Genomic DNA, 20,494 nt, shown 5'->3' on the forward strand with positions numbered 1-20,494 from the left:
TAAAAGGAGGCTTTCCTATGTCAACTATAGGTGAGAGAAGCTTTGAAGGTTTCTCGAATGAAACTATAGATTTTTTAAAAAATCTAAAAGAAAATAATAATAAATTGTGGTTTGAGGAAAATAAAGAAAAATATATACATCATTTACTTACTCCAATGAAATACTTAGTTATGGATTTAAGCAGCTTTATCCTTTCTATTGACCCTTTGCTGGAGGTAACCCCATCTTCTGGATACACAATCTCAAAAATTTACCGTGACACAAGATTTTCAAAGGATAAATCTCCTTATAAAATTAGGATGTGGATAACTTTTAAAAGAAGATCAAAAGAATGGTCCTCAAATCCAGCCTTCTTTTTTGAGTTGTCTCCTGATTCCTATAGATATGGAATGGGTTTTTTTCAAGCTAATCCAACTACTATGAAAATATTTAGAGAAAATATCGATGCCTCCTTAGATACATTCAAAAATGCAATATCTTTTTACTCAAAACAAGATGTTTTTGTTGTTGAAGGAGATAAATATAAACGAATTTTAGACAAAGAAAAAACTGAAGATATAAATGAGTGGTATCAAAGAAAAAACTTATATTTAGTTTGTAATAAAGAAATAGACAACTTATTATTTTCAAAAGAACTTGTTGATAAGCTAATCGCTGATTTTGCACTAGTAAAAGATTTCTACAGTTATTTATATGATATATCAAATAAATAACTAACATATGTAATAAAAAGGGATTGATAGATAACCTAAACTATCTATCAATCCCAAATTCTATTGATTATAAATCAATATTCTAAGCTTTCTCCATTGGTAGCTATAACTTCCTTATACCAATAGAATGACTTTTTCTTATATCTTTCTAATGAACCTGTTCCATCTTGATTTCTATCAACATAGATATAACCATATCTTTTCTTAATTTCAGCACTTGCAGCACTTACTAAATCAATACATCCCCAGCTTGTATATCCCATCACATCTACTCCATCTTCGATAGCCTTACCAACTTGAACAATATGGTCATTTAGATACTTGATTCTATAATCGTCATATACAGTTTTATTTCCATTCTCATCAGTAACTAATTCATCATTTGCACCTAACCCATTTTCTACTACAAACAGTGGCATCTTATACCTATCATAGAAATGGTTTAATATAACTCTAAGTCCTATAGGATCAATTTGATTTCCCCATTGAGTGAATTCTAAGTGCTGATTTTTTAGCCCTCTAAAGACATTTCCACTAACATAATCATATTTTGATTCATCAGCTGCTGCACATTTGCTATTGTAGTAACTGAAAGCCACAAAATCTACAGTATGCTTAAGTATTTCCCTATCTCCTTCTCGTATATCTAATTTTACATTGTAATCTTTAAATAATTTTTTAGTATAATGAGGATATTCTCCATTAACGTGAACATCTGTAAAAAACATTAGCTCTCTTTGTTTTTCATAAGCAGACATAACATCTTCTGGATTAGTTGTCATTGGGTAAACTGGCGATGCCACTACCATACATCCAATCTTAGCATTTGGCATTATTTCATGGCCTAATTTTACAGCTAATGCACTTGCTACTAATTCATGGTGGGCAGTTTGATAAATATCTTGTTTTGTAAGTTCTGTCTTAGGAGTCAAAACTGATGCTCCTAATAGTGGTGAAATAAGCACCGCATTTATTTCATTAAAAGTTAGCCAATATTTAACCTTATTTTTGTATCTATTAAACACAGTTCTACAATACTTTTCAAAATATCCAATCAAATCTCTGCTTCTCCATCCATCATATTTTTTAGCTAAATATAATGGTGTTTCATAATGAGATAGAGTAACTAATGGTTCAATATTATATTTTAAGCAAGTATCAAAAACTTTATCGTAAAATTCTAGACCTGCTTCATTTGGATTTTCTTCAATACCATTTGGATAAATACGAGTCCAGGCAATAGATAGTCTGAATACTTTAAAGCCCATTTCAGCTAACAACTTTATATCCTCTTCATAGCGATGATAAAAATCTATCGCTATAAGCTTTAAATTATCTTCTGTCGGCCCCTCTGTAACTGGTCCTCGTGGACCTTTTGGCATACAATCTTGAACAGAAAGTCCTTTTCCATCTTCATTATATGCACCTTCACATTGGTTTGCAGCTGTAGCTCCACCCCATAAAAAATCCTCTTTAAACCTCATGTCTTCTCCTTTCTAATCAAAAACTAGCTTGCTGATTTTTCTTGTGCATTTTCTTGATCTAATAATTGTTTTTCATATACCTTAAAGAATGGATAGTAAATTAACGCTGAAACTATAACTAATACCCAACATATTATAAAATTTCTAATATCTAAAGTACTTAAAAATGCAGAGAATCCATTAGGTAAATATGCTTTAACATATACCTGATAGCCACCTATTAATCCTAAATTACCTGCTAGTATACCTAATAAAACATTTACAATAGGTGCAAAAACAAAAGGAATTAGCATTATAGGGTTAAGCATAAGCGGTGCTCCAAATATTATTGGTTCATTAATAGAGAAAAGGGCTGGTATTAAACTAGCTTTAGCTAATACTTTCATCTGTACTGATTTACTTCTAAGCATAAGGAATGCTAAACCTAAAGTTGCACCTGATCCACCTATTAAAGCAAGTCCAAATGCATGTACTGGATGATATATTGCTGTTCCACCGGCTGCAACAATTTCAGCATTTTCTGTAATAAGTTGCATACTTAATGGCATTATTATTGGATAAACTATTGCCATACCATGAATACCAAAGAACCATAAGAACATTCCAAAACCTACTAAGAAAGACATTCCTAAAGGAGTATTAACACCTTGAAGTCCTGGAGATAATACTTTTGTTAGTCCAGTTACAAGATTCAATCCTGTTGTTTTAAGTAATACTACATTGCTACCATAAATTACAATTATATTTATTAGCAACGGAATAACTGTTGAAAAAGATTGTGCTACAATTGGTGGAACTGAATCAGGAAAACTTATTTTAATTCCTTTATTATTACATAACCTAGTAATTTCTACAGATATTATTGCTACTAGCATTGCTGTAAATAAGCCTGCTGTTCCAAGTCCAGAAGTTGGAATAATACTAGTAGCAGTATCTTTACCAGTTGCAAGTGTTGATGAAAGTACACCTGTTGTCATAGATCCAGCAACCATAAAGAATAAACAAAATGATACAAGACCATTTAAAACTGCTGACATTTTATATGAAGTTGAAAGTCTATATGCTATGGTAAAAGAAGATAATAATCCAAATAAGTTCATAGTCATATTATACGGAACTTTTAATACATCACCATAATTAGTTGCTAAACTAATCCAACCTTTAAGAAATCCAGAAAAGATTCCAGACTGTTCTGCTAATTCTATTGATAATGGTTGTGTTGAAATTATATTAAAAATAGCTCCAACTAAAGTTAGCGGTACTAATAATGCTAAACCTCCAGAAATTGCTTGTAAATGTCTTTGATTTGCTATTTTTGCTCCAAATGGAGCAAGTTTTGCTTGCATAAATTCAACAAATTTTTTCATTTATATCTCTCCTGTTACCCTAATATTTTTTTTGCAAGATTAATTACTTTTTCTGCATTTCCTAACGCATAATCTAAACTATCTATAACAGCTACTGGTTTAGACGTTTTCCCTTTTAGTTCAGCTAACTTATATGAAATTTGCGGTCCTACTAAAACTGCCTCAAACTCACCTATAACATCATCAAACTCTTGAACAGCATGAGCTTCAACCAAAAGATCAATCCCATTCTGTGATGCATAATTCATCATTTTCTTCATTAATATACTTGTAGAAACTCCACCTGCACAAACTAATAATATTTTCATTTTTTCTACACCTCTCTATCTATCTTCTTTACATTCATGTAATTCTATAATCTCTTTAATAAGTTCTTGAGCCAATATACTTGTCATCAAATGATCTTGAGCATGTACTAGTAATACGCTCATTTCTGTGGTATTTCCATTGGATTCATTAAACAAAAGTTTTGATTGAGCCTTATGAGCAACTAAAGAACTTTTCTCTGATCTTTCTAAAAGTGCTTTTGCCTCTTCAAACTTTCCGCTTTTAGCTTTTTTCAGTGCCTCGAAAGCCAATCCTCTAGCTTCTCCAGAGTTAACTATTAACTCCATTGAAATTTGTTCTATATTAAGTTTATCTTCCATATTAAAACCTCACTATAATTTTTTAATGATACTGATGATATTCGCAACTTCGCTATCTGTAAATATAATATTGAATTCCTTTTCTAATTTTGATAGTGCCTTATTTATAATCTTAAATAAGTCTTTATACTTTCTAATAATCTCTATGGTATGAATATTTTCATACATTTCTTCCTTAGAAACTAGTCTATTTACGCTACAAGCTATATGAACAAATAAACCTAATTCTTGTTCATTACTTATATCTTCAATATTACTTATAATATCATTCATTACAAATGGCATAATATCTTTAAGTCTCGAAACATCAATGTGTGTTAACTGCTCATTTAAATATTCATATATTCCTTCATATATATCATTATTTAATACATTTTCAGGTTCTATCTTTAGTAATTTTTCAAAATTTAGAGATTTAGTTTCAAATATTTGTTTAATTGATACAAACGGAATACCATATAACTGTGGATCATAAGTTCCAACTAAACAAAGTATATTTTTATCTTTTCTTATTTCATTTACCTCTTTTAACAAATAACTTCTATCTGAAATTGCAAGAGATATTATCTCTACATTCTTGTTACTTATATTATTTTCAATATAACTTTTAAGTTGAACCGCCCCACCTTCACCACTCATGCATAAAGTGATAATAACATTTGAACTTTTATTTCTATAGTATATTTCGTTATTAAGCCAAGCTGTCTTCTTATATGAATCAATAACGTTATCATATATGGTGTCAATATTAGTCTCCATCATGGCTTTTCTAGAACAATCAAGCCCTAATAATGTTACAGGCATTTCTATCATTTTTATCTTTATATTTAATTCATTCGAAATCATTTCTACTATAGTTTTTAATGATCCCATATCATATATGAATATAATGCCCTTACCTCTATGAATGTTAGTTATGAGCTCTTTCATTTCCTCATAAGCTGTTTGTGGATTTTTATCTAGTGAAAGATCATAAGAATACGTGTTATTTCCCTTTACTAGAGTATTAATAACTTCAGCTATAGAGGATGCTGTATTATTACCATGCATAGCTACTAAAACAACGGGTTTATTATCTGTAGAATCTATAACTGATTTTTCGCAAACAAACATTGTTATAAAAATTACTTCATCTATTGGTAGCCTTATATTATATACAGACTCTAATTTTGTAGCAAAATTTACACAGAAAGTATATTCTTTTTTATACCTTTCAATAATATCAGTTATCTGAGTATTACTTAACCTTTGAGTAAAGGCTTCTCTTTGTAGAGCAGCACCCAAATGAAGGCACAATCCGTAAAATACAGAAGTAGAATAAACTCTATCGAAAAGATTACCCGCTTCATCTAGAAAGTTACTTACTAAATTTATTATTTTACTATCTACAATTTTTGTTAGTTGTTCTCTATTATCAATTTTATTGGAAAGCCTTTTTGTATACTGTTTAAACTCATTTTCAATGTCTACGCTTACAATAACATTTATATCCTCATCAGGAATTCCTCGTTTTCTAAGTTCCTCAGCTTTTCTATCAATAACACTATATACTGTTTGTGAATCCTCATAACTAGGTTCAGTAACTTCTATTCTTTCAACATTCTCAACTGAATAAGAATAACTATAGTTTTGTGGAATAAGGTTCTCAACCTCTTCTCTGTTATTCTTATAATTTAAATATCCTTTTCTTATATAATGTTGAAAATCTGATAAGTAGAGTTTCAATGTTTTCTTTTCTGAAGAATTGAATTCTCTTACATATGCATTAGCACAACCAATTTGTATATCTTTTCTTAGTTGCTTTATATTAAAATCACACTCATACAATAAAAGGCATCTTAAAACTTCAGAATTTATTTCTATGACTTTTCCTATATGCATTGATTCAACAGCAAAAAAGTGCTGAATTAATTCTAATCTTTCTTCTAACGGTCTATCCTTTAAAGTTGGAATATTGATATGAACAGTAAACTTATTCATATAAGTTTCTAAAGTATCATTTTTATTAGAATCGTTCATAGCACAAATTATTATAATTTTACTTTTTAAGCTATCACTTTTCTCTTCAAAACTTCCAGTTTCCATTAAGTCAAAGAGATAGTTTCTTGATTTAACCGTCAAAAGCTCTATATTATTTATAAATAACACTCCACCATTTGCTTGTTCAACGATGCTATTATCTTTTAGGAACAATTCATGATCCATTTTAGCTAAATCATTTACATAATTTTTGCATGAAAATTTTATAAAAGGTGCTTTTTCATTAATAATGTTGTTTTCTATTGCAAATTGATGCATCAAATTTGCAAAATAGCTCTTTCCAGAACCACTTTTACCTAGAATCAAAGAATGCAAACTTTGAGTAGGGTAAAGTATAGCCGCTTTTGCAAGTTTCACTCCATTTTTTAGACTTCCATAGTTTCCTATTAATTTTTTAAAACACGAGTACTCCCTATCACTAGTTGCAGAATTTTTTATACGATATAGAACTGGTCGACCATTTATTTTTTCTATCTCGTTTTCTAAAACTAATTGATTTAAAACCCTGCTTACATTGGTACGTTGCATTCCTAATTTATTTGACAGATATTGTGTAGAAACACCTTCTACAGTCTCTCCAGTAACAGAATTGGAATACTTTTTAATAAAATCTAGTATTAACTCTCTATTGGATTTCATATTTTCCCTCCTCTGAACTTATACACAATACACTGTACAAGTTCATTCTAAAATCATTTTCATAACATGTCAATCGCTCTAAATTTGCCATTTTAATCCTATATATACACTTAATCAAATACATAATTAGTGTATTAATATAGTTCAATTAAAATACTACTGTATATAGTGTGTAAACATATTTAATACTATCATTTTAATCAATCTGTATCAAATAAAAAAATAGTGTGCAAGGATTAATCTAATAATTCATGCACACTATTTTTTATTAGTATTTTATATTTTTAAATAAAATCTAATAAAAAATAAATTGCCCTATTGTGTTTAGAAAACTCTATTGTTATAATATAATTACAAGCTGATATTACAATATAAGTTTTATCTACAAACTCTTATACATATGAAGTTATATACGCAGTTTAAATGTAGCAATTATCAAAATATAATTTATTTCAATATTCATATTAAGAATGCAAGTTTTCAGCTTGCAGGCAGAGTTTGTAAACGACTTCCCTAAAAATGTATATTATAGGAATAGGATTCTTTATGAAACCTATTCCTTTTTTTATATAAGTTTGTATTTTTGCTTTCTACTCCTTATGTTTGATGGTACAGTATAAGTTATTAACTTATGTTCTAACAACTTACAAATAGCTCTTTTTAGATTCCCACTCTTATCTCCATATCCTAGATAGTTTGATAGTTCTTTCTTTGATAAAGGTCCCTGAGCCAAAAGTTCTAATATCTTCTCTTCTCTTTTGTTTAAAAGAATATCTCTTTGTTCCTTTTTATTTGATTGCACAGCTTGTTTTTCTTTTTCATCCATAAAATGAGAATTTACATATAATTTGACCATGAAATATGATCTCTTCTCATCAGTTTCAAATATAGGTTCTTTTGAATTATTATTTTTCATTGCTTTCATGATTTTTGATAGACCTGTAGCTATCCCCCTTGATAACTTAAGGTTTTTTAAACTTTCACCTATTCTCTTGTTTCTATATCTTCTAACTAAAACTTCGCCTTTATATATATCCTCTTTTTTTATAAACTTATCTGGTCCTGGATAATTTATAATAACAATTTTCTCCCTATCTATTTTTATTTCTGTAGGTGTACCATTTAAATAGTCTCTATGATAAAAAGCATTTACAACAGCTTCTTTTATCGCCTCTAATGGATAGTTGTAAATTCTATCTCCTTCTATATATTTTAACATTATCACGTAGGTTTCCATATATCTTAAAACCCCTCTTATCTTCTCATAAATAGGCCCATCAAAAGTCTGTTTTATGATCTTATCAGAAGTAAGTCCTACAATGTGTACCAACTGTAACTGACATCCTTGAATAAAGTTTTCTGGTTTCTCATTAAACATCAAAAGTCCTATGTTTTTAGGTTTTAGTTCATCATCAATCATATCTAGCTCTTTTAGTAACTTTTCTTTTGAAGTCTTTAATTTTTCTTCAAATAATGGACTTTCTATATCATAAAGATATTGTCGTATGAATCCCAATCTTAAATCCTCAATATTTCCTTTTGGATGTACCATGTCATCATAAGAGGTTACTTCAAACTCATTTGATTTTACCTTGTTGTTTTCATATTTTCTCATAGACCTCATCATCTCCTAATTAAAGTTCCATGTATTATATGTTAAGGTATTAATTTCGGTTAAAAAGACAAAAAACTCAGCTTCACTGAGTTTTTTATTTTTGATATTGATTGTACCAATCAAAATATCATACTATATGATTTTATTTATTAAATATGCATTTTGTTTCTACACCAAAACACTTGGTACATGAAATACATTTTGCTGGTGTCTTATCACCACTTATCCAACGATTAACAAGCTCTGGTTCTCTTATGAAAGGTCTACTAAGAGAAACGTACTCAATTTTTGTTTCCTTAATAATATCTGTTAAGTTATCTATATCTCTATGACCGCCAACACATATAACTGGAATGTCAACTTCTTCTGCAATTTCTTCTGCATACTTTCTAAAATATGCTTCTGTTTCTGAAGTTACTCTTCTAATTGTTCCTTCATTAGCTCTAGATCCTGCTGTCCCCCCGCTAATTTCAACAGCACTTAACCCTGCTTTCTCTAACACTTTACATACATACTTACACTCTTCAAGATTTAGTCCTTGCTCCATAAAATCTTCACAATTTATTTTTGCTAGAATAGGATAATCAGTACCAACTGCTTCTCTAATACCGCTACAAATCTCCACAACCACTCTTGCCCTATTTTCTATATTTCCACCATATTCATCAGTTCTTCTATTAAAATAAGGAGTTAAAAAGCGGCTAAGTAAATATCCATGTGCTACATGTAATTGCACTCCATCAAAACCAGCTTTTTTTGCTCTTACTGCTCCATTAATAAAGCTTTTTTTCATAATTTCTATATCATCTTTAGTCATTTCTTTTATTCCAGGCATTGATGCTAAATCTTCAATTACAGTAGGCGCCCATAATGCACCTTCATTATTACTTCTGTTTTGAGCTCCATTACAAACAAGTTGCATAATAATATTAGCACTATGCTTATGCACGGCATCTGTAAGTTCTTGGTACTCTGATATAAAGGAATCATTATAAATTGCCATTTGTCCTGGAACAATTTTTTCTATATCTGTTACATTTGTTAACCCAGTTATAATGGTTCCAACACCGCCTTTTGCAAGTTCTTCATAATGATTAACAAGCTTTTCTGTAACATGTCCTAAGCTATCAGCTCTACCATCATGGGTTGCTGAACGAACAAATCTGTTCCTCATATTCATTCCTGACAATTGTGTTAAATCAAATAATGTTTTCATAAAAATACTCTCCTCTTAATTAATTTTTAAACATTGCTAATAAATTATTTACTATATGATGTAACTTTTCTTTGCTCACTGAAGTTCTAGTATATACCCTAATTCCAAGCAGTGTGCTATGTAAAATTCCCGCTAAATCATCCGCATTAAAGTTTTTTGAAAATTCTCCTGTCTGTTGTCCTTTTCGAACAAGTTCCGCAAAAAGACTCTCTGTTCTTAAAAAAGACTCTTCTGTCTTTTCCTCAACCTCTCTATCTCTTAGCGCCAGTTCAGTAGTTGCATTTACAAGTAAACATCCTAATGATTTATCTTTTTCTCCTCCAATAGCATATTCAAAGATAGTTTCTATAGCTTTACTTGAAGTTTCAGCATTTAGCGTTTTTTCTTTTATCTTCTCTTGAATATATTCTTTATAGCAATCTATAGCTTTAAGATATAAGGTATGTTTATCACCAAAGGTATCATATAAACTTTTTCTATGTATTCCCATATGATCCACTAAGTCTCCCATAGATGTCTTCTCATAACCTTGCTCCCAAAATAATTCCATCGCTTTATGAAGAGCAACTTCTTCGTCAAACTCTCTGCTTCTTCCCATTTTTACCTCCCAACATATACTTTCTTTATTTGAACTTATTTTCATAATTTAGAATTAAAGAATGACCGTTCTTTAATTTATATACTGAGTATATCAATAAGAGAATGAACGGTCAAGTATTTTTTTATTTAATTAAATTGTTAAAACCCCAATATAACAATCACTACAAATGATCTCGTTATATTGGGGTCTTTATAAAGTTTTTATTTTACTATGACTGCTACAGCATTAACTCAAAAACGCGTTCTAAAAGTAATCTACTATTTATATCACTCCAAGTATCTTGCTATAAAGAAAATACTTAAATACTCCTATTCTCTCCTTAGAGTACCGTGGAAACTTACAATAAAAATCCATTATAAATTTTAGTTCTTTCTCATCAACCGAAGTATTACTATATCTAGCCTTTATAAATATATAAGTTACTCTATTAAATTCTGATAAATTAGAGTTTTCTGCTACTCTCATTGAATATTTTAGTGGAGTCTCTCCCGGTTCAAGCTTAAGTCCTTGAACAGAAAGAGCTTTTAAAAAATAATCATAAAACTCTATTACTTGTTCTTCAGTAGTTAATTTTTTTAATTTATCCATATAATATCTTCTTTTAATTGGAGAAAAGCCTGCTATCCATAATACTGATATTAAAAATATAGCTAAGCCAACTTTTAAACCTAGGTTTTTAGGATCAGAGCTTTTAGTAACTGTTTGAGTTTCCTCTTCCTTCTCTTCTCTTAAATTATTGTTGGTACTTGATGAACCTTCATTTCTCTCAGGTTGATTTTCTCTATTATCTACAGGATTATTTATAGGATTAGCAACAGTTTCCTGACTTAAATTTTGTGAAAATGCTGCTGTAGGTTCAAAAGGAATCCACCCTAAACCATCGAAATAAACCTCAACCCAAGCATGTGCTCTATTATTTGTAACTTGATATGTTGTACCATAAGTTGGGCTATTGGGAAGAACATATCCCTCAACATATCTAGCTGGAAGTCCTAAGGAACGAGTTAAAATCGTCATAGCTGAAGCAAAATATGTGCAATAGCCAACTTTTTTATCAAACAAAAAGTAGTCTACAAAGTCGCTACCTTGAGGTACACTTCCAGGTTTTAAGGTGTATTTATAGTTTTGAGATAGATAACTTTCGATGGCTTTTACTTTACCATAATCATTTTTAGGCTTAGATGTTATTTCTAACGCTAGTTCTCTTACTCTACTTGGTACACTAGCTGGAACTTCTAGATATTTCGAATACCTATCATTTGAAATATCATCATACTTTTTAATATTCCATTGTGATGATGAACTTAAAGCATACTGACCACTCTTTTTAGTTCCACTTAAATAATCTCTATATAGTCCTCTGCTGCTTTTTGAGCCTAGATAATCCAGTTGTTCTCTATTTTTATTGATATCATAAAGATTGACCATATACTCAAATTGTCTATCAAGTAAAATGTCACTAGATACTACTCCATAATTATCAACAAAAACCCCTGTATTTTTATCACCGAAATTTAACTCCTCTGTTTTTGATGGTACAAAAATCGTATTTGTTTGTAGATTTTCATAAGTGATTTTTATTGGTACCTTATCAAAGAGTTGATCTAAAACAATAGGCCCATCAAGTATAAGTTTGCTTCCTTCTGATAGTTCAAGCAAATCCTCATTAAATGATACAAGTGTATTCACTTCTCCTAGATTCGTAAGCTCTGAATCACTAGTTTCCCAGGAGTAGCCAGTATATGTATCTCGTACTGCACCTTTTAAATATATACCTCCCCTAGGGGATTCCACACTCATTACTAGTGTATTATCAAGATCTGTATCGCCTCCTAATTTTGAACCTTTAGGATTAAACCCTGTAGAACTTAAGTTAAAAGGTTTTGTGGTATTTATATTTAGTTTTGTTCTAACATAGCTATGAGCTGATTTTATCTTTAAGTCCATCCACTTCCACTTTATATCTTCATTGCTTAAAGGAGGAATCATATATGCAAATATGAAAATCACTAAGCATATTGGAAGAGCTGAAAGTAAAAATGATGCTGGAACTTCACTAGAACTTCTTTTCTCTTTAGGAATATTTCTTATATATATATGCTTAAAATAGGAAAGCAAAATCAGAAATACATAAAGATAAAAAGATGATTTAATAAAGAATTTATTAATCCACAGTATGGAAAATAAGGCTCCCCCCACAATCAATAGAAAATAGAAGTTAAACTTTCTAACTGTAAATATATATACTAACAGTGAAACAACAATAGCTATTCCAAAAAAGATATATTTTTGATGTTCTATTGTAGGAGTTTCTTCACCAGCTATATAACTTTCTATAATCTTAAAGGTTTGTTGATTTTTGATAAAATAAAGAAATAAACCTAATGAGATTAAGAAAAAAGCTGAAGCTGAAACTTTTTCACTTCTTTTATCTCTTAATATGATGGTGTATATGGAGGTCAATATAGAAACTACTATAAAAACATATAATGAGCTATAACTTGACTTCATAACTGTAATCTGAATAATTGAGTGAATAAAGCTGAAGCTAAAAAATATACTAATTATTATATTTGTAAAAGTATTTTTAAAGTTTTTCATCTATTATATCCCCTCCATTTTCAAGCACAGTTTTTATATCACTTGTTATATTTATATAATATAAGTTTATTCCAATCTCTTTTAATCCTATAAGAATTCCACTTATATCCTTGCCTTCGCCTTCAATTTCTTTAGGAGATACATAAATTAACCCTATATTATTACTAGCCCTTTTTACCTTATATAAAACTTCATAAATTTCACAACTTATATTTGAAGTTGCTATAAGTATGTTTTGCATATTTACATTTTCATCTACCATAAGGGAGATAATATCTTCAATATTTATATCTTGATTAAACTTAACTGTGGAAAAAAATCTATAAAGATTTTCAAAATCCATAGGGCTTCTGCATTCCAAATTAACTATCTTTTTGTCGTAATAGGAAAATTTAACTTCAGCACTAGTATCTATCAGATATTTTAAAACCCCAATTGAAGCCTCAATTTGTTTATCTTCAATTAGGTTATTGCTTTCTTCTTTATAAGAGTTTTTCTTAAGATCAAATATAAACAGTAGATTCTGAGCTTCAGTTCCTTCAAACTTCTTTACCATCATCTCATTCATCTTTGCTGTAAGCTTCCAATGTACCCTGTTTAAGCTATCTCCATAATTATATTTATTTATTTCATCAACTACAGAAGTATCCTCATATATACCCTTGTGATTTAAAGAGTTATAAGCGTGCATATCTTCCCTTACATAAAATCTTTCTATATTTATAACTCTAGGATAAACCTTGACTTTAAGAGGTTTTTTAGCTTTATATCTTAACCTAAATATTCCGAGGAAGTCCCGCATTTCAATGCTCTTAACCCCTACTTGAAATTCTCCTCTATATTTATAAATATACTCAAGCTTAAATCTTCTTTTACTAAAAGGAGGGATAAACACATTTTTACTTGAAGCCTTTCGTGATTTGTTATTAGCGCTGTCATGTAATTCTATATTCACATATGGAAGAAGAAACAATCCATTGTTTATAACAGTTAGGGTGTACCTTACCTTTTCTCCCTTTTCAACTGACTCGCTCTCTACTTCTTGTGAATATTTAAAACCAAAGTATCCAAAAACAAGATTTGAAAATGATACTATAGGAAGGGTTAGTACTGTATATAAAAGCATATATGGAACCTTGCCTCCATAATAGTATACAAACATCAGTACCATGAAAAGAATGAATATATATGAGACTCTATTTGCTTTCATCTATCTCACCATAGGAACGCGTACACTTTGTACTATATCTTTTAGAATATCTTCTGGTCCAATTTTCTTAAGCTTTGCTCCTTGGCTTAAAACTAATCTATGAGAAAGTACTGGTACCATCATTTTTATGATATCATCAGGAATCACATAATTTCTGCTATTATAGAAAGCCCACGCCTGTGCTGCTCTAAATAGAGAAATAGATCCTCTTATACTTGAACCTATAACTACATCAGGATGATTACGAGTTTTCTCAACTATAGCTACTATATAGTTTCTTAAGCTTTCATCTAAGTGAATCTTTTTGATTTCTTCTTGAACCCAAATTATATCACTGCTATCTGCAACAAAACTAAGATTATTAAGGGGATTTTCATACTGAAGATTTGCAAGTATTCTACTTTCATCTTCATTTTTAGGATAACCTATTGATATCTTCATAAAGAATCTATCAAGTTGTGCCTCTGGAAGGGGATAAGTACCTAGGTACTCTATTGGATTTTGAGTTGCAAGAACCATGAAAGGTTTAGGAACCTTATATGTTGTACCATCAACTGTTACTTGATTTTCTTCCATTACTTCAAGTAAACTTGCCTGAGTTTTAGGAGAAGTTCTATTTATTTCGTCTGCAAGTATTATTTGACTCATTATTGAACCATGACGATACTCAAACTCCCTAGTCTTTTGATTAAACATAGTAAATCCAGTTATATCTGATGGTAAAATATCAGGTGTAAATTGTATTCTCTTAAAACTAGCATTTATTGATTTTGCAAGAGCTGAAACAAGACTAGTTTTCCCAACTCCAGGTATGTCCTCTATAAGAACATGTCCATTACATGCCAAAGAAATTACAACTAACTCAACAGTTTCTCTTTTTCCTATTATTACATTCTCAATGTTATCAACAATTCTTTGTAGTATGTTCGCAATATCCTTCATTATTCACCTCGATTATCTAACTTTTCTGTAATTATATCCAATTTTCTTACATATTATAATTTTATCACATAATTCTACTTTTTTTCAGTTAATATGTGTTATCATGTTGTGAAAAAATGGTTACAAATTATGGAATCAGACTTGTATTTGGAATATTATTTGACCAATTAGCACTTGGACTATGTCTCGGTATCGTAATTGGACTTGCTTTAGACAATAAAAAGAATAAATAAAAAGGAGTTACTTGAACTCCCATTTAAAAATGTTTCTGAAGTTAATGAATACACAACTAAAAGTTGAGCTTCATATGCTTTTTAGAAATACTATATATACAATATCCCAATAAAGATCCAATAATATTAATTATCAATAAATCAATAAAAATAGCTCTATACACTCCCATACCAAGTAATGATATAATTACTACAAAAATACTTTTTATAACAAGAAATAAGACGGTGAGAAATATAACTTTTTTTAGAGATTTAAATCTTTTACTAACAATAGGTGTTAATGCCCCTAAGGGAATAAAATATAGAATTTCTCGTATAATTGTAGTTATCTTATAAGATAAAGGTGCACAAATATCTGGAAAAGAGCTTTTAGATAAATCAGGATACATTTCTACTGGAAATAATAGTTTTCCAAATAAAATTACTAAATAAACAATAAAACAAAACTTTGTAAATTCATAAAGTTTATTTATAACAATATGCTTTTTTAATTTTATAATAATTAATAAAATTGTATAAATACTATATACAGGAATTAATATAATCAAAAGACTAATTCCTGAAAATGTACCTGGTCCTGTAAAATAAGCTATAGAATATGCAATTGGTATATATATTAATGATAATAATATCAATGTTATTGTATTATCTTTTTTTATATTAAATACTTGAGTAAGTTCTCCTTCAAGATGAAATTTATCACCAAACTTTTCAAGAGCTATTGTTATACTTTCATCCTCCGAATAACCTTCCTCTTTTAATTCTTTAATAGCTTCAACTAAATGACTCCTCATCTCTGATTTTAAATCATTTAATTCTGAACTATCAACTTTTAAATTTCTATAAATTGAATTTATATATTTATCAACTCTTTCCATATTAACACCCCTTATAAACACTATCTAAAATTTCTTTAAAGAAAATCCATTCTTGTTTCTTAATAGATAGATATTCTAAACCCTTCTCAGTTATTTTATGGTACCTTCGTCTTCCACCACCACTGTCATTATCATTCCAATATGAAGTGATTAACCCTTGCAATTCTAGTCGCTTAAGAACAACATATAAGGTACCTTCCTTAACTTCAAAATTATTATGGCTTATTTTTTTTATACTTTTTAATATTTCATATCCATAATTATCTTCATCCTTTATAATACTTAAAATTATACTTTCAATATATCCCTTAATTTGCTCTTTATTTAATTCCATAAAATTACCTCCTAAAGAAAATTATAGAACACAGTACTCTATTCTGTAAAGTACTATATTCTATAAAATATTAATCTATTCTAAAATAATAAAGGAAGCTAAAAAGCTTCCTTGTATTTTTTATTTTATTTTAAAATATGAAAAACGCTGCCCCAATTATTGCATATACTGCTAACAGCTGAACTCCTTCAAGCCAGTTTGATTCTCCATCACTAGCTACTCTATTAGCTATAAGTACTGCAACTATAAGGGATATAAGTTCAAACTCATTAAAAACTATATCCATAGGAGTAAATAATAAGCTTAAGAATATAAGTACTGGAGTTACGAATAAAACTATTTGTAAGCTTGATCCTATAGCAATTTCAATAGCTACATCCATCTTGTTTTTTATTGCCATCACTATTGCAGTGCTGTGCTCAGCTGCATTTCCTATGATAGGAATAAGAATTATACCAACAAAGAAAGTGCTTAATCCCAAAGCTTCTGTCATTGGTTCCACTGCACTTACTAAAAATTCACTTTCCACAGCTATTAAAACTGTTGCAAATACTAAAACCAAAATAGATTTCTTTAAGGACCACTTAGCTTCCCCCTCTTCTTCATGTTCAACTGCATATACATCTTTATGAGTATAGAAATTAAAAAACAAACTCAATAAATAAATTATAAACATGATTGCAGCGACTACAATACTTAACCCCTCATATGTACTATTTAGAAGTTCTGGATTCACTGTATGAGTAAATATTGCAGGTATAGCAAGTCCAATTACTGCAAATAAAAGCATACTTGAGGATACTTCTACTACCTTTTTATTGAAGGTTTGAGTTTTATACTTTATTCCTCCAGCGAGTATACTAGCTCCAAGTACTAAAAGTATATTTCCTATAACAGATCCTGCTATAGAGGCTTTAACCACATCAAATAGTCCTTGTTTAAGTGCAAAAAATGATATTATAAGTTCAGTAGCATTACCAAAGGTTGCATTTAAAAATCCTCCAAGCTTAGGGCCTGTGTAAACTGATATTTCCTCAGTTGCCTCTCCCATTAATCCTGCTAAGGGCACTATTGCAAGAGCTGCCAGTAAAAACATAATCGTAGGTGAAAAGTGTAAGAATTCTCCCACTATGCTGATTGGAATAAAAATTAATAAGTATCTTAATATTTTCATAAGTCTTCACCAATATGTAGGGTGTACTAGATAATTCTAGTACATCTTAGATAATAACCTTTCTTTGTTTAAGTATTTTTATAATAATCACAGTTATAATTCCACCTGCAATTGCAGTTATAAATTGAGTAAAGCCCATTGACACTGCAAGTTTTACTAATATTTTCTCTGGTAAGTTTAATCCAAATACATATACAAGCTTTGTTGCTGATAAATATAAGAATATAAATTTAATAAATGCACCTACTACAATCCCTATATAAAGACCAAGGTTTTTATCTTTTAATAATCCAAATAAAACCACATATAAAATATTTCCTATCATTATAAAAGGTATAAAAGGCATCATTGGTGAGGCAAGTTGTCCAACAAGTAATGCCATTATAGGTGTTAAAGCTCCTGTTATTCCTCCCAATTTAGTTCCACAGATAAATGCTGTTAACAGAAGTACACTGTTTACTAAAGGACCAACTAAAAATTGGTTTACTTCTGGAACATTTTTTCCTATAAACTGTACCACTATAGCTATTGCTAATAGTATTGCTGCTCTTACGATATTTTTTGTATTTTTATTTTCCACGACATTCCCTCCTTTTAATAAAATTATATACTTATATTATATTATTTTCCATATCAAACAATTAGAAGCCATCAGAATTTAATTCCTAATGGCTTCTTCAAAATATATTCTAAAGGTAGTTCCTTCTCCAACTTCACTTTCTACTTCTATTTTTGCAGAATGCATCTGCAGTATACTTTTAACTACTGTAAGTCCAATACCATTGCCTTCTGTTTTGTGCCTGCTTTTATCTCCTCTATAAAGCCTTTCAAATATAAAAGGCAAATCCTCCTTATTAATACCTACTCCATCATCCTTAATCTCAACTATACTTTTATTGTTTTTTGAGTACAACTTTATTGAGATATTGCCTTTTCCCTTAGTGAACTTTATTGCATTGGATATTAAGTTTATAAAAACTTGCTTTAACTTATCAACATCAGCAGAAATACTAAAGTCATTTTTTGATTCTACAAAATAATTAAGTTGTATATTCTTCCTTTTGGAAATCATATAATAATCCTTACATATATCATCTAATAGTTCTTCTAAATTTATTACTTCAAAGTTGTATCTTATGCTTTCTGATTCAAATTCCTTTAGAGTATCTAGATTGTTTAGAAGTTTTCCAAATCTTATAACCTCTTCATTTAGATAGTTAAGTCTTTCATCTGTAACAGGGAAAACTCCATCTATCATTGCTTCTAGATTATTTTGAAGTACATTTAATGGGGTTCTTATTTCATGGGAAATATCAGAAATCAACTGTTTTCTAAGTTTGTCTTGATTGCTAAGTTTTTGAGCTAATACATCAATACTGATTTTTAACTCTTCTAATTCTTTGATATTAGTTTTCATGTTTGATGTACCTTCAAATTCCCCATTAGATAAATTTACAGACCTATCTATGACCGCTTTAATAGGAGATGTAAACTGTTTAGAGAAATACATACTTATCCCTATTATTAATATCATGGCTGATACTCCACTTAAGATAATACTCTTGTTTATAGATGATTTGAAGTTGATATCCTCTTCTGTTAATAATACAGATGAATATTGTCCTATATCCACATATCCAACTATTTGATTATCAACAACTATATCAAAATTTTTAGTTGAATATACTCCATTACTCTCCATCATCATAGAGTTAAACTTTATATCTTTAGGATCCATGCCCCATACAACATCCTTATTTTTATCATAAAGAGTGATGCAGTAGCTTCCCATATAAGCTTCATGAGCTAACTCTTTTCCCGAATTCTCACTCCACTTCCCATCTTTCTTATATACTTCCTGCATGTAGTCAACTATTCTTTCATACCTCTTATCTTGTATATCCTGCATGTATTTATTAAACTTGTTGTTTATAGTAAGATTAACAAACAGAATTATAAAAAGAATAGCTATAATAGAACATGCGACAAACAGTATACTTAATCTTCTTCTAATTGATTGCACTAACTATCACCACCAAATTTATAACCTACCTTCATTACAGTTATTATATATTTAGGATTTTTGCTATCTTCCTCTATCTTCTTACGAAGATTTTTAATATGTACATCTATTGTTCTATCATATCCATCAAAATCTAATCCAAAAACTCTATCTATAAGTTGTTCTCTTGTTAGTACATTTCCGTTATTTTTAGCTAATACATATAAGATATCAAACTCATTTGGAGTAACTGATATCCCTTTCCCATTTATCAAGACGCATCTTTCATCATAGTTTATTATGAGTTTACCATCATTAAAGGAAAGTATATCAGATTTATCTAAAGCACCTATTCTTCTAAACAATGCATTTACCCTTGCTGTAAGTTCTCTAGGGCTAAAGGGTTTAACTAAATATTCATCTGCCCCCATATTTAAACCTTCTATTTTGTTTTCTAATGATCCTTTTGCAGTTAACATGTACAGATATACCTCTGATTTATTGTCAGAAAAATTTCTTATCTTTTCACAAACTTCTTCTCCACTGATATCAGGAAGCATCAAATCTAATATAACAAGTTTAAAATCTATTTTCTTGAACAGTTCAAGGCCCATCAGTCCTCTTGTTTCATGGTACACCTTATATCCCTCTTTTTCTAGATAGGCCTTAATTACCTCTCCAACCTTTTCTTCATCTTCTATTATCAATATGTTGTTCATGTTTCACCTCTAGTTTTATAGATTCTCTTAAATTATATCAAGTTTTTTTAAAGATTATATGAAGAAAACAAAAAAGATG

18 protein-coding genes are annotated in these 20,494 nt (G+C 29.6%); 1 reads left to right on the top strand and 17 read right to left on the bottom strand.

Annotation, left to right across the window (positions count from 1 at the left end; translation table 11 throughout):
• The first annotated feature begins 17 nt into the window (after window positions 1–17).
• Window positions 18–713, top strand: a complete 696-nt coding sequence (locus P8F83_RS12380) for a DUF2461 domain-containing protein (RefSeq protein ID WP_326511394.1) — start codon at window positions 18–20, stop codon at window positions 711–713.
• 74 nt (window positions 714–787) lie between these two features.
• Here the strand turns inward: P8F83_RS12380 and P8F83_RS12385 are convergent, their stop codons facing one another.
• The 17 genes from P8F83_RS12385 to P8F83_RS12465 form a co-directional block, all read right to left on the bottom strand.
• Window positions 788–2,197 (bottom strand): glycoside hydrolase family 1 protein, encoded by a 1,410-nt coding sequence (locus P8F83_RS12385; protein WP_326511395.1) that lies wholly within the window; start codon window positions 2,195–2,197, stop codon window positions 788–790.
• A 23-nt stretch (window positions 2,198–2,220) separates the two neighbouring features.
• Window positions 2,221–3,564: a PTS sugar transporter subunit IIC gene (locus P8F83_RS12390; protein WP_326511396.1), complete on the bottom strand. Its 1,344-nt coding sequence runs from the start codon at window positions 3,562–3,564 to the stop codon at window positions 2,221–2,223.
• Between the two features lie 14 nt (window positions 3,565–3,578).
• Window positions 3,579–3,872, bottom strand: a complete 294-nt coding sequence (locus P8F83_RS12395; RefSeq protein WP_315109282.1) for a PTS sugar transporter subunit IIB — start codon at window positions 3,870–3,872, stop codon at window positions 3,579–3,581.
• A gap of 15 nt (window positions 3,873–3,887) precedes the next feature.
• Window positions 3,888–4,211 carry a PTS sugar transporter subunit IIA gene (locus P8F83_RS12400; protein WP_315109285.1) on the bottom strand — a complete coding sequence of 108 codons (324 nt, stop codon included), beginning with the start codon at window positions 4,209–4,211 and terminating at the stop codon, window positions 3,888–3,890.
• A gap of 12 nt (window positions 4,212–4,223) precedes the next feature.
• A complete protein-coding gene (locus tag P8F83_RS12405; RefSeq protein ID WP_326511397.1) occupies window positions 4,224–6,890 on the bottom strand; it encodes a PRD domain-containing protein in 2,667 nt (888 codons plus the stop codon).
• Between the two features lie 565 nt (window positions 6,891–7,455).
• A complete protein-coding gene (locus P8F83_RS12410; RefSeq protein ID WP_326511398.1) occupies window positions 7,456–8,505 on the bottom strand; it encodes an ATP-binding protein in 1,050 nt (349 codons plus the stop codon).
• Window positions 8,506–8,647: 142 nt separating this feature from the next.
• A complete protein-coding gene (locus P8F83_RS12415) occupies window positions 8,648–9,721 on the bottom strand; it encodes an NADH:flavin oxidoreductase (protein WP_326511399.1) in 1,074 nt (357 codons plus the stop codon).
• Between the two features lie 19 nt (window positions 9,722–9,740).
• Entirely contained in the window at window positions 9,741–10,319 is a 579-nt protein-coding gene (locus P8F83_RS12420; RefSeq protein WP_326511400.1) for a TetR/AcrR family transcriptional regulator, read from the bottom strand.
• A 264-nt stretch (window positions 10,320–10,583) separates the two neighbouring features.
• On the bottom strand, window positions 10,584–12,923 hold the full coding sequence (locus tag P8F83_RS12425) for a transglutaminase-like domain-containing protein (protein ID WP_326511401.1): 2,340 nt from the start codon (window positions 12,921–12,923) through the stop codon (window positions 10,584–10,586).
• Complete coding sequence (locus P8F83_RS12430) at window positions 12,910–14,133, bottom strand: DUF58 domain-containing protein (protein WP_326511402.1); 1,224 nt, start codon at window positions 14,131–14,133, stop codon at window positions 12,910–12,912. The genes P8F83_RS12425 and P8F83_RS12430 overlap by 14 nt, the downstream gene beginning before the upstream one ends.
• Window positions 14,134–15,075 carry an AAA family ATPase gene (locus tag P8F83_RS12435; RefSeq protein ID WP_326511403.1) on the bottom strand — a complete coding sequence of 314 codons (942 nt, stop codon included), beginning with the start codon at window positions 15,073–15,075 and terminating at the stop codon, window positions 14,134–14,136.
• A 289-nt stretch (window positions 15,076–15,364) separates the two neighbouring features.
• Window positions 15,365–16,186, bottom strand: coding sequence for a VanZ family protein (locus P8F83_RS12440; protein WP_326511404.1), 822 nt, complete (start codon window positions 16,184–16,186; stop codon window positions 15,365–15,367).
• Between the two features lies 1 nt (window position 16,187).
• Window positions 16,188–16,520 (bottom strand): PadR family transcriptional regulator, encoded by a 333-nt coding sequence (locus P8F83_RS12445; RefSeq protein WP_326511405.1) that lies wholly within the window; start codon window positions 16,518–16,520, stop codon window positions 16,188–16,190.
• Between the two features lie 130 nt (window positions 16,521–16,650).
• Complete coding sequence (gene cax / locus P8F83_RS12450; RefSeq protein WP_326511406.1) at window positions 16,651–17,694, bottom strand: calcium/proton exchanger; 1,044 nt, start codon at window positions 17,692–17,694, stop codon at window positions 16,651–16,653.
• A 46-nt stretch (window positions 17,695–17,740) separates the two neighbouring features.
• Window positions 17,741–18,274: an ECF transporter S component gene (locus P8F83_RS12455; protein ID WP_326511407.1), complete on the bottom strand. Its 534-nt coding sequence runs from the start codon at window positions 18,272–18,274 to the stop codon at window positions 17,741–17,743.
• A gap of 78 nt (window positions 18,275–18,352) precedes the next feature.
• The gene (locus P8F83_RS12460) at window positions 18,353–19,717 is read right to left on the bottom strand and encodes a sensor histidine kinase (protein WP_326511408.1); all 1,365 of its coding nucleotides are present in this window, start codon (window positions 19,715–19,717) and stop codon (window positions 18,353–18,355) included.
• Window positions 19,717–20,415, bottom strand: a complete 699-nt coding sequence (locus P8F83_RS12465) for a response regulator transcription factor (RefSeq protein ID WP_326511409.1) — start codon at window positions 20,413–20,415, stop codon at window positions 19,717–19,719. Before P8F83_RS12465 ends, P8F83_RS12460 begins: the two co-directional genes overlap by 1 nt.
• Between the last annotated feature and the right edge of the window lie 79 nt (window positions 20,416–20,494).

The sequence above is a fragment of the Clostridium intestinale genome, from assembly GCF_035905475.1.
GTDB lineage: Bacteria > Bacillota > Clostridia > Clostridiales > Clostridiaceae > Clostridium_T > Clostridium_T intestinale.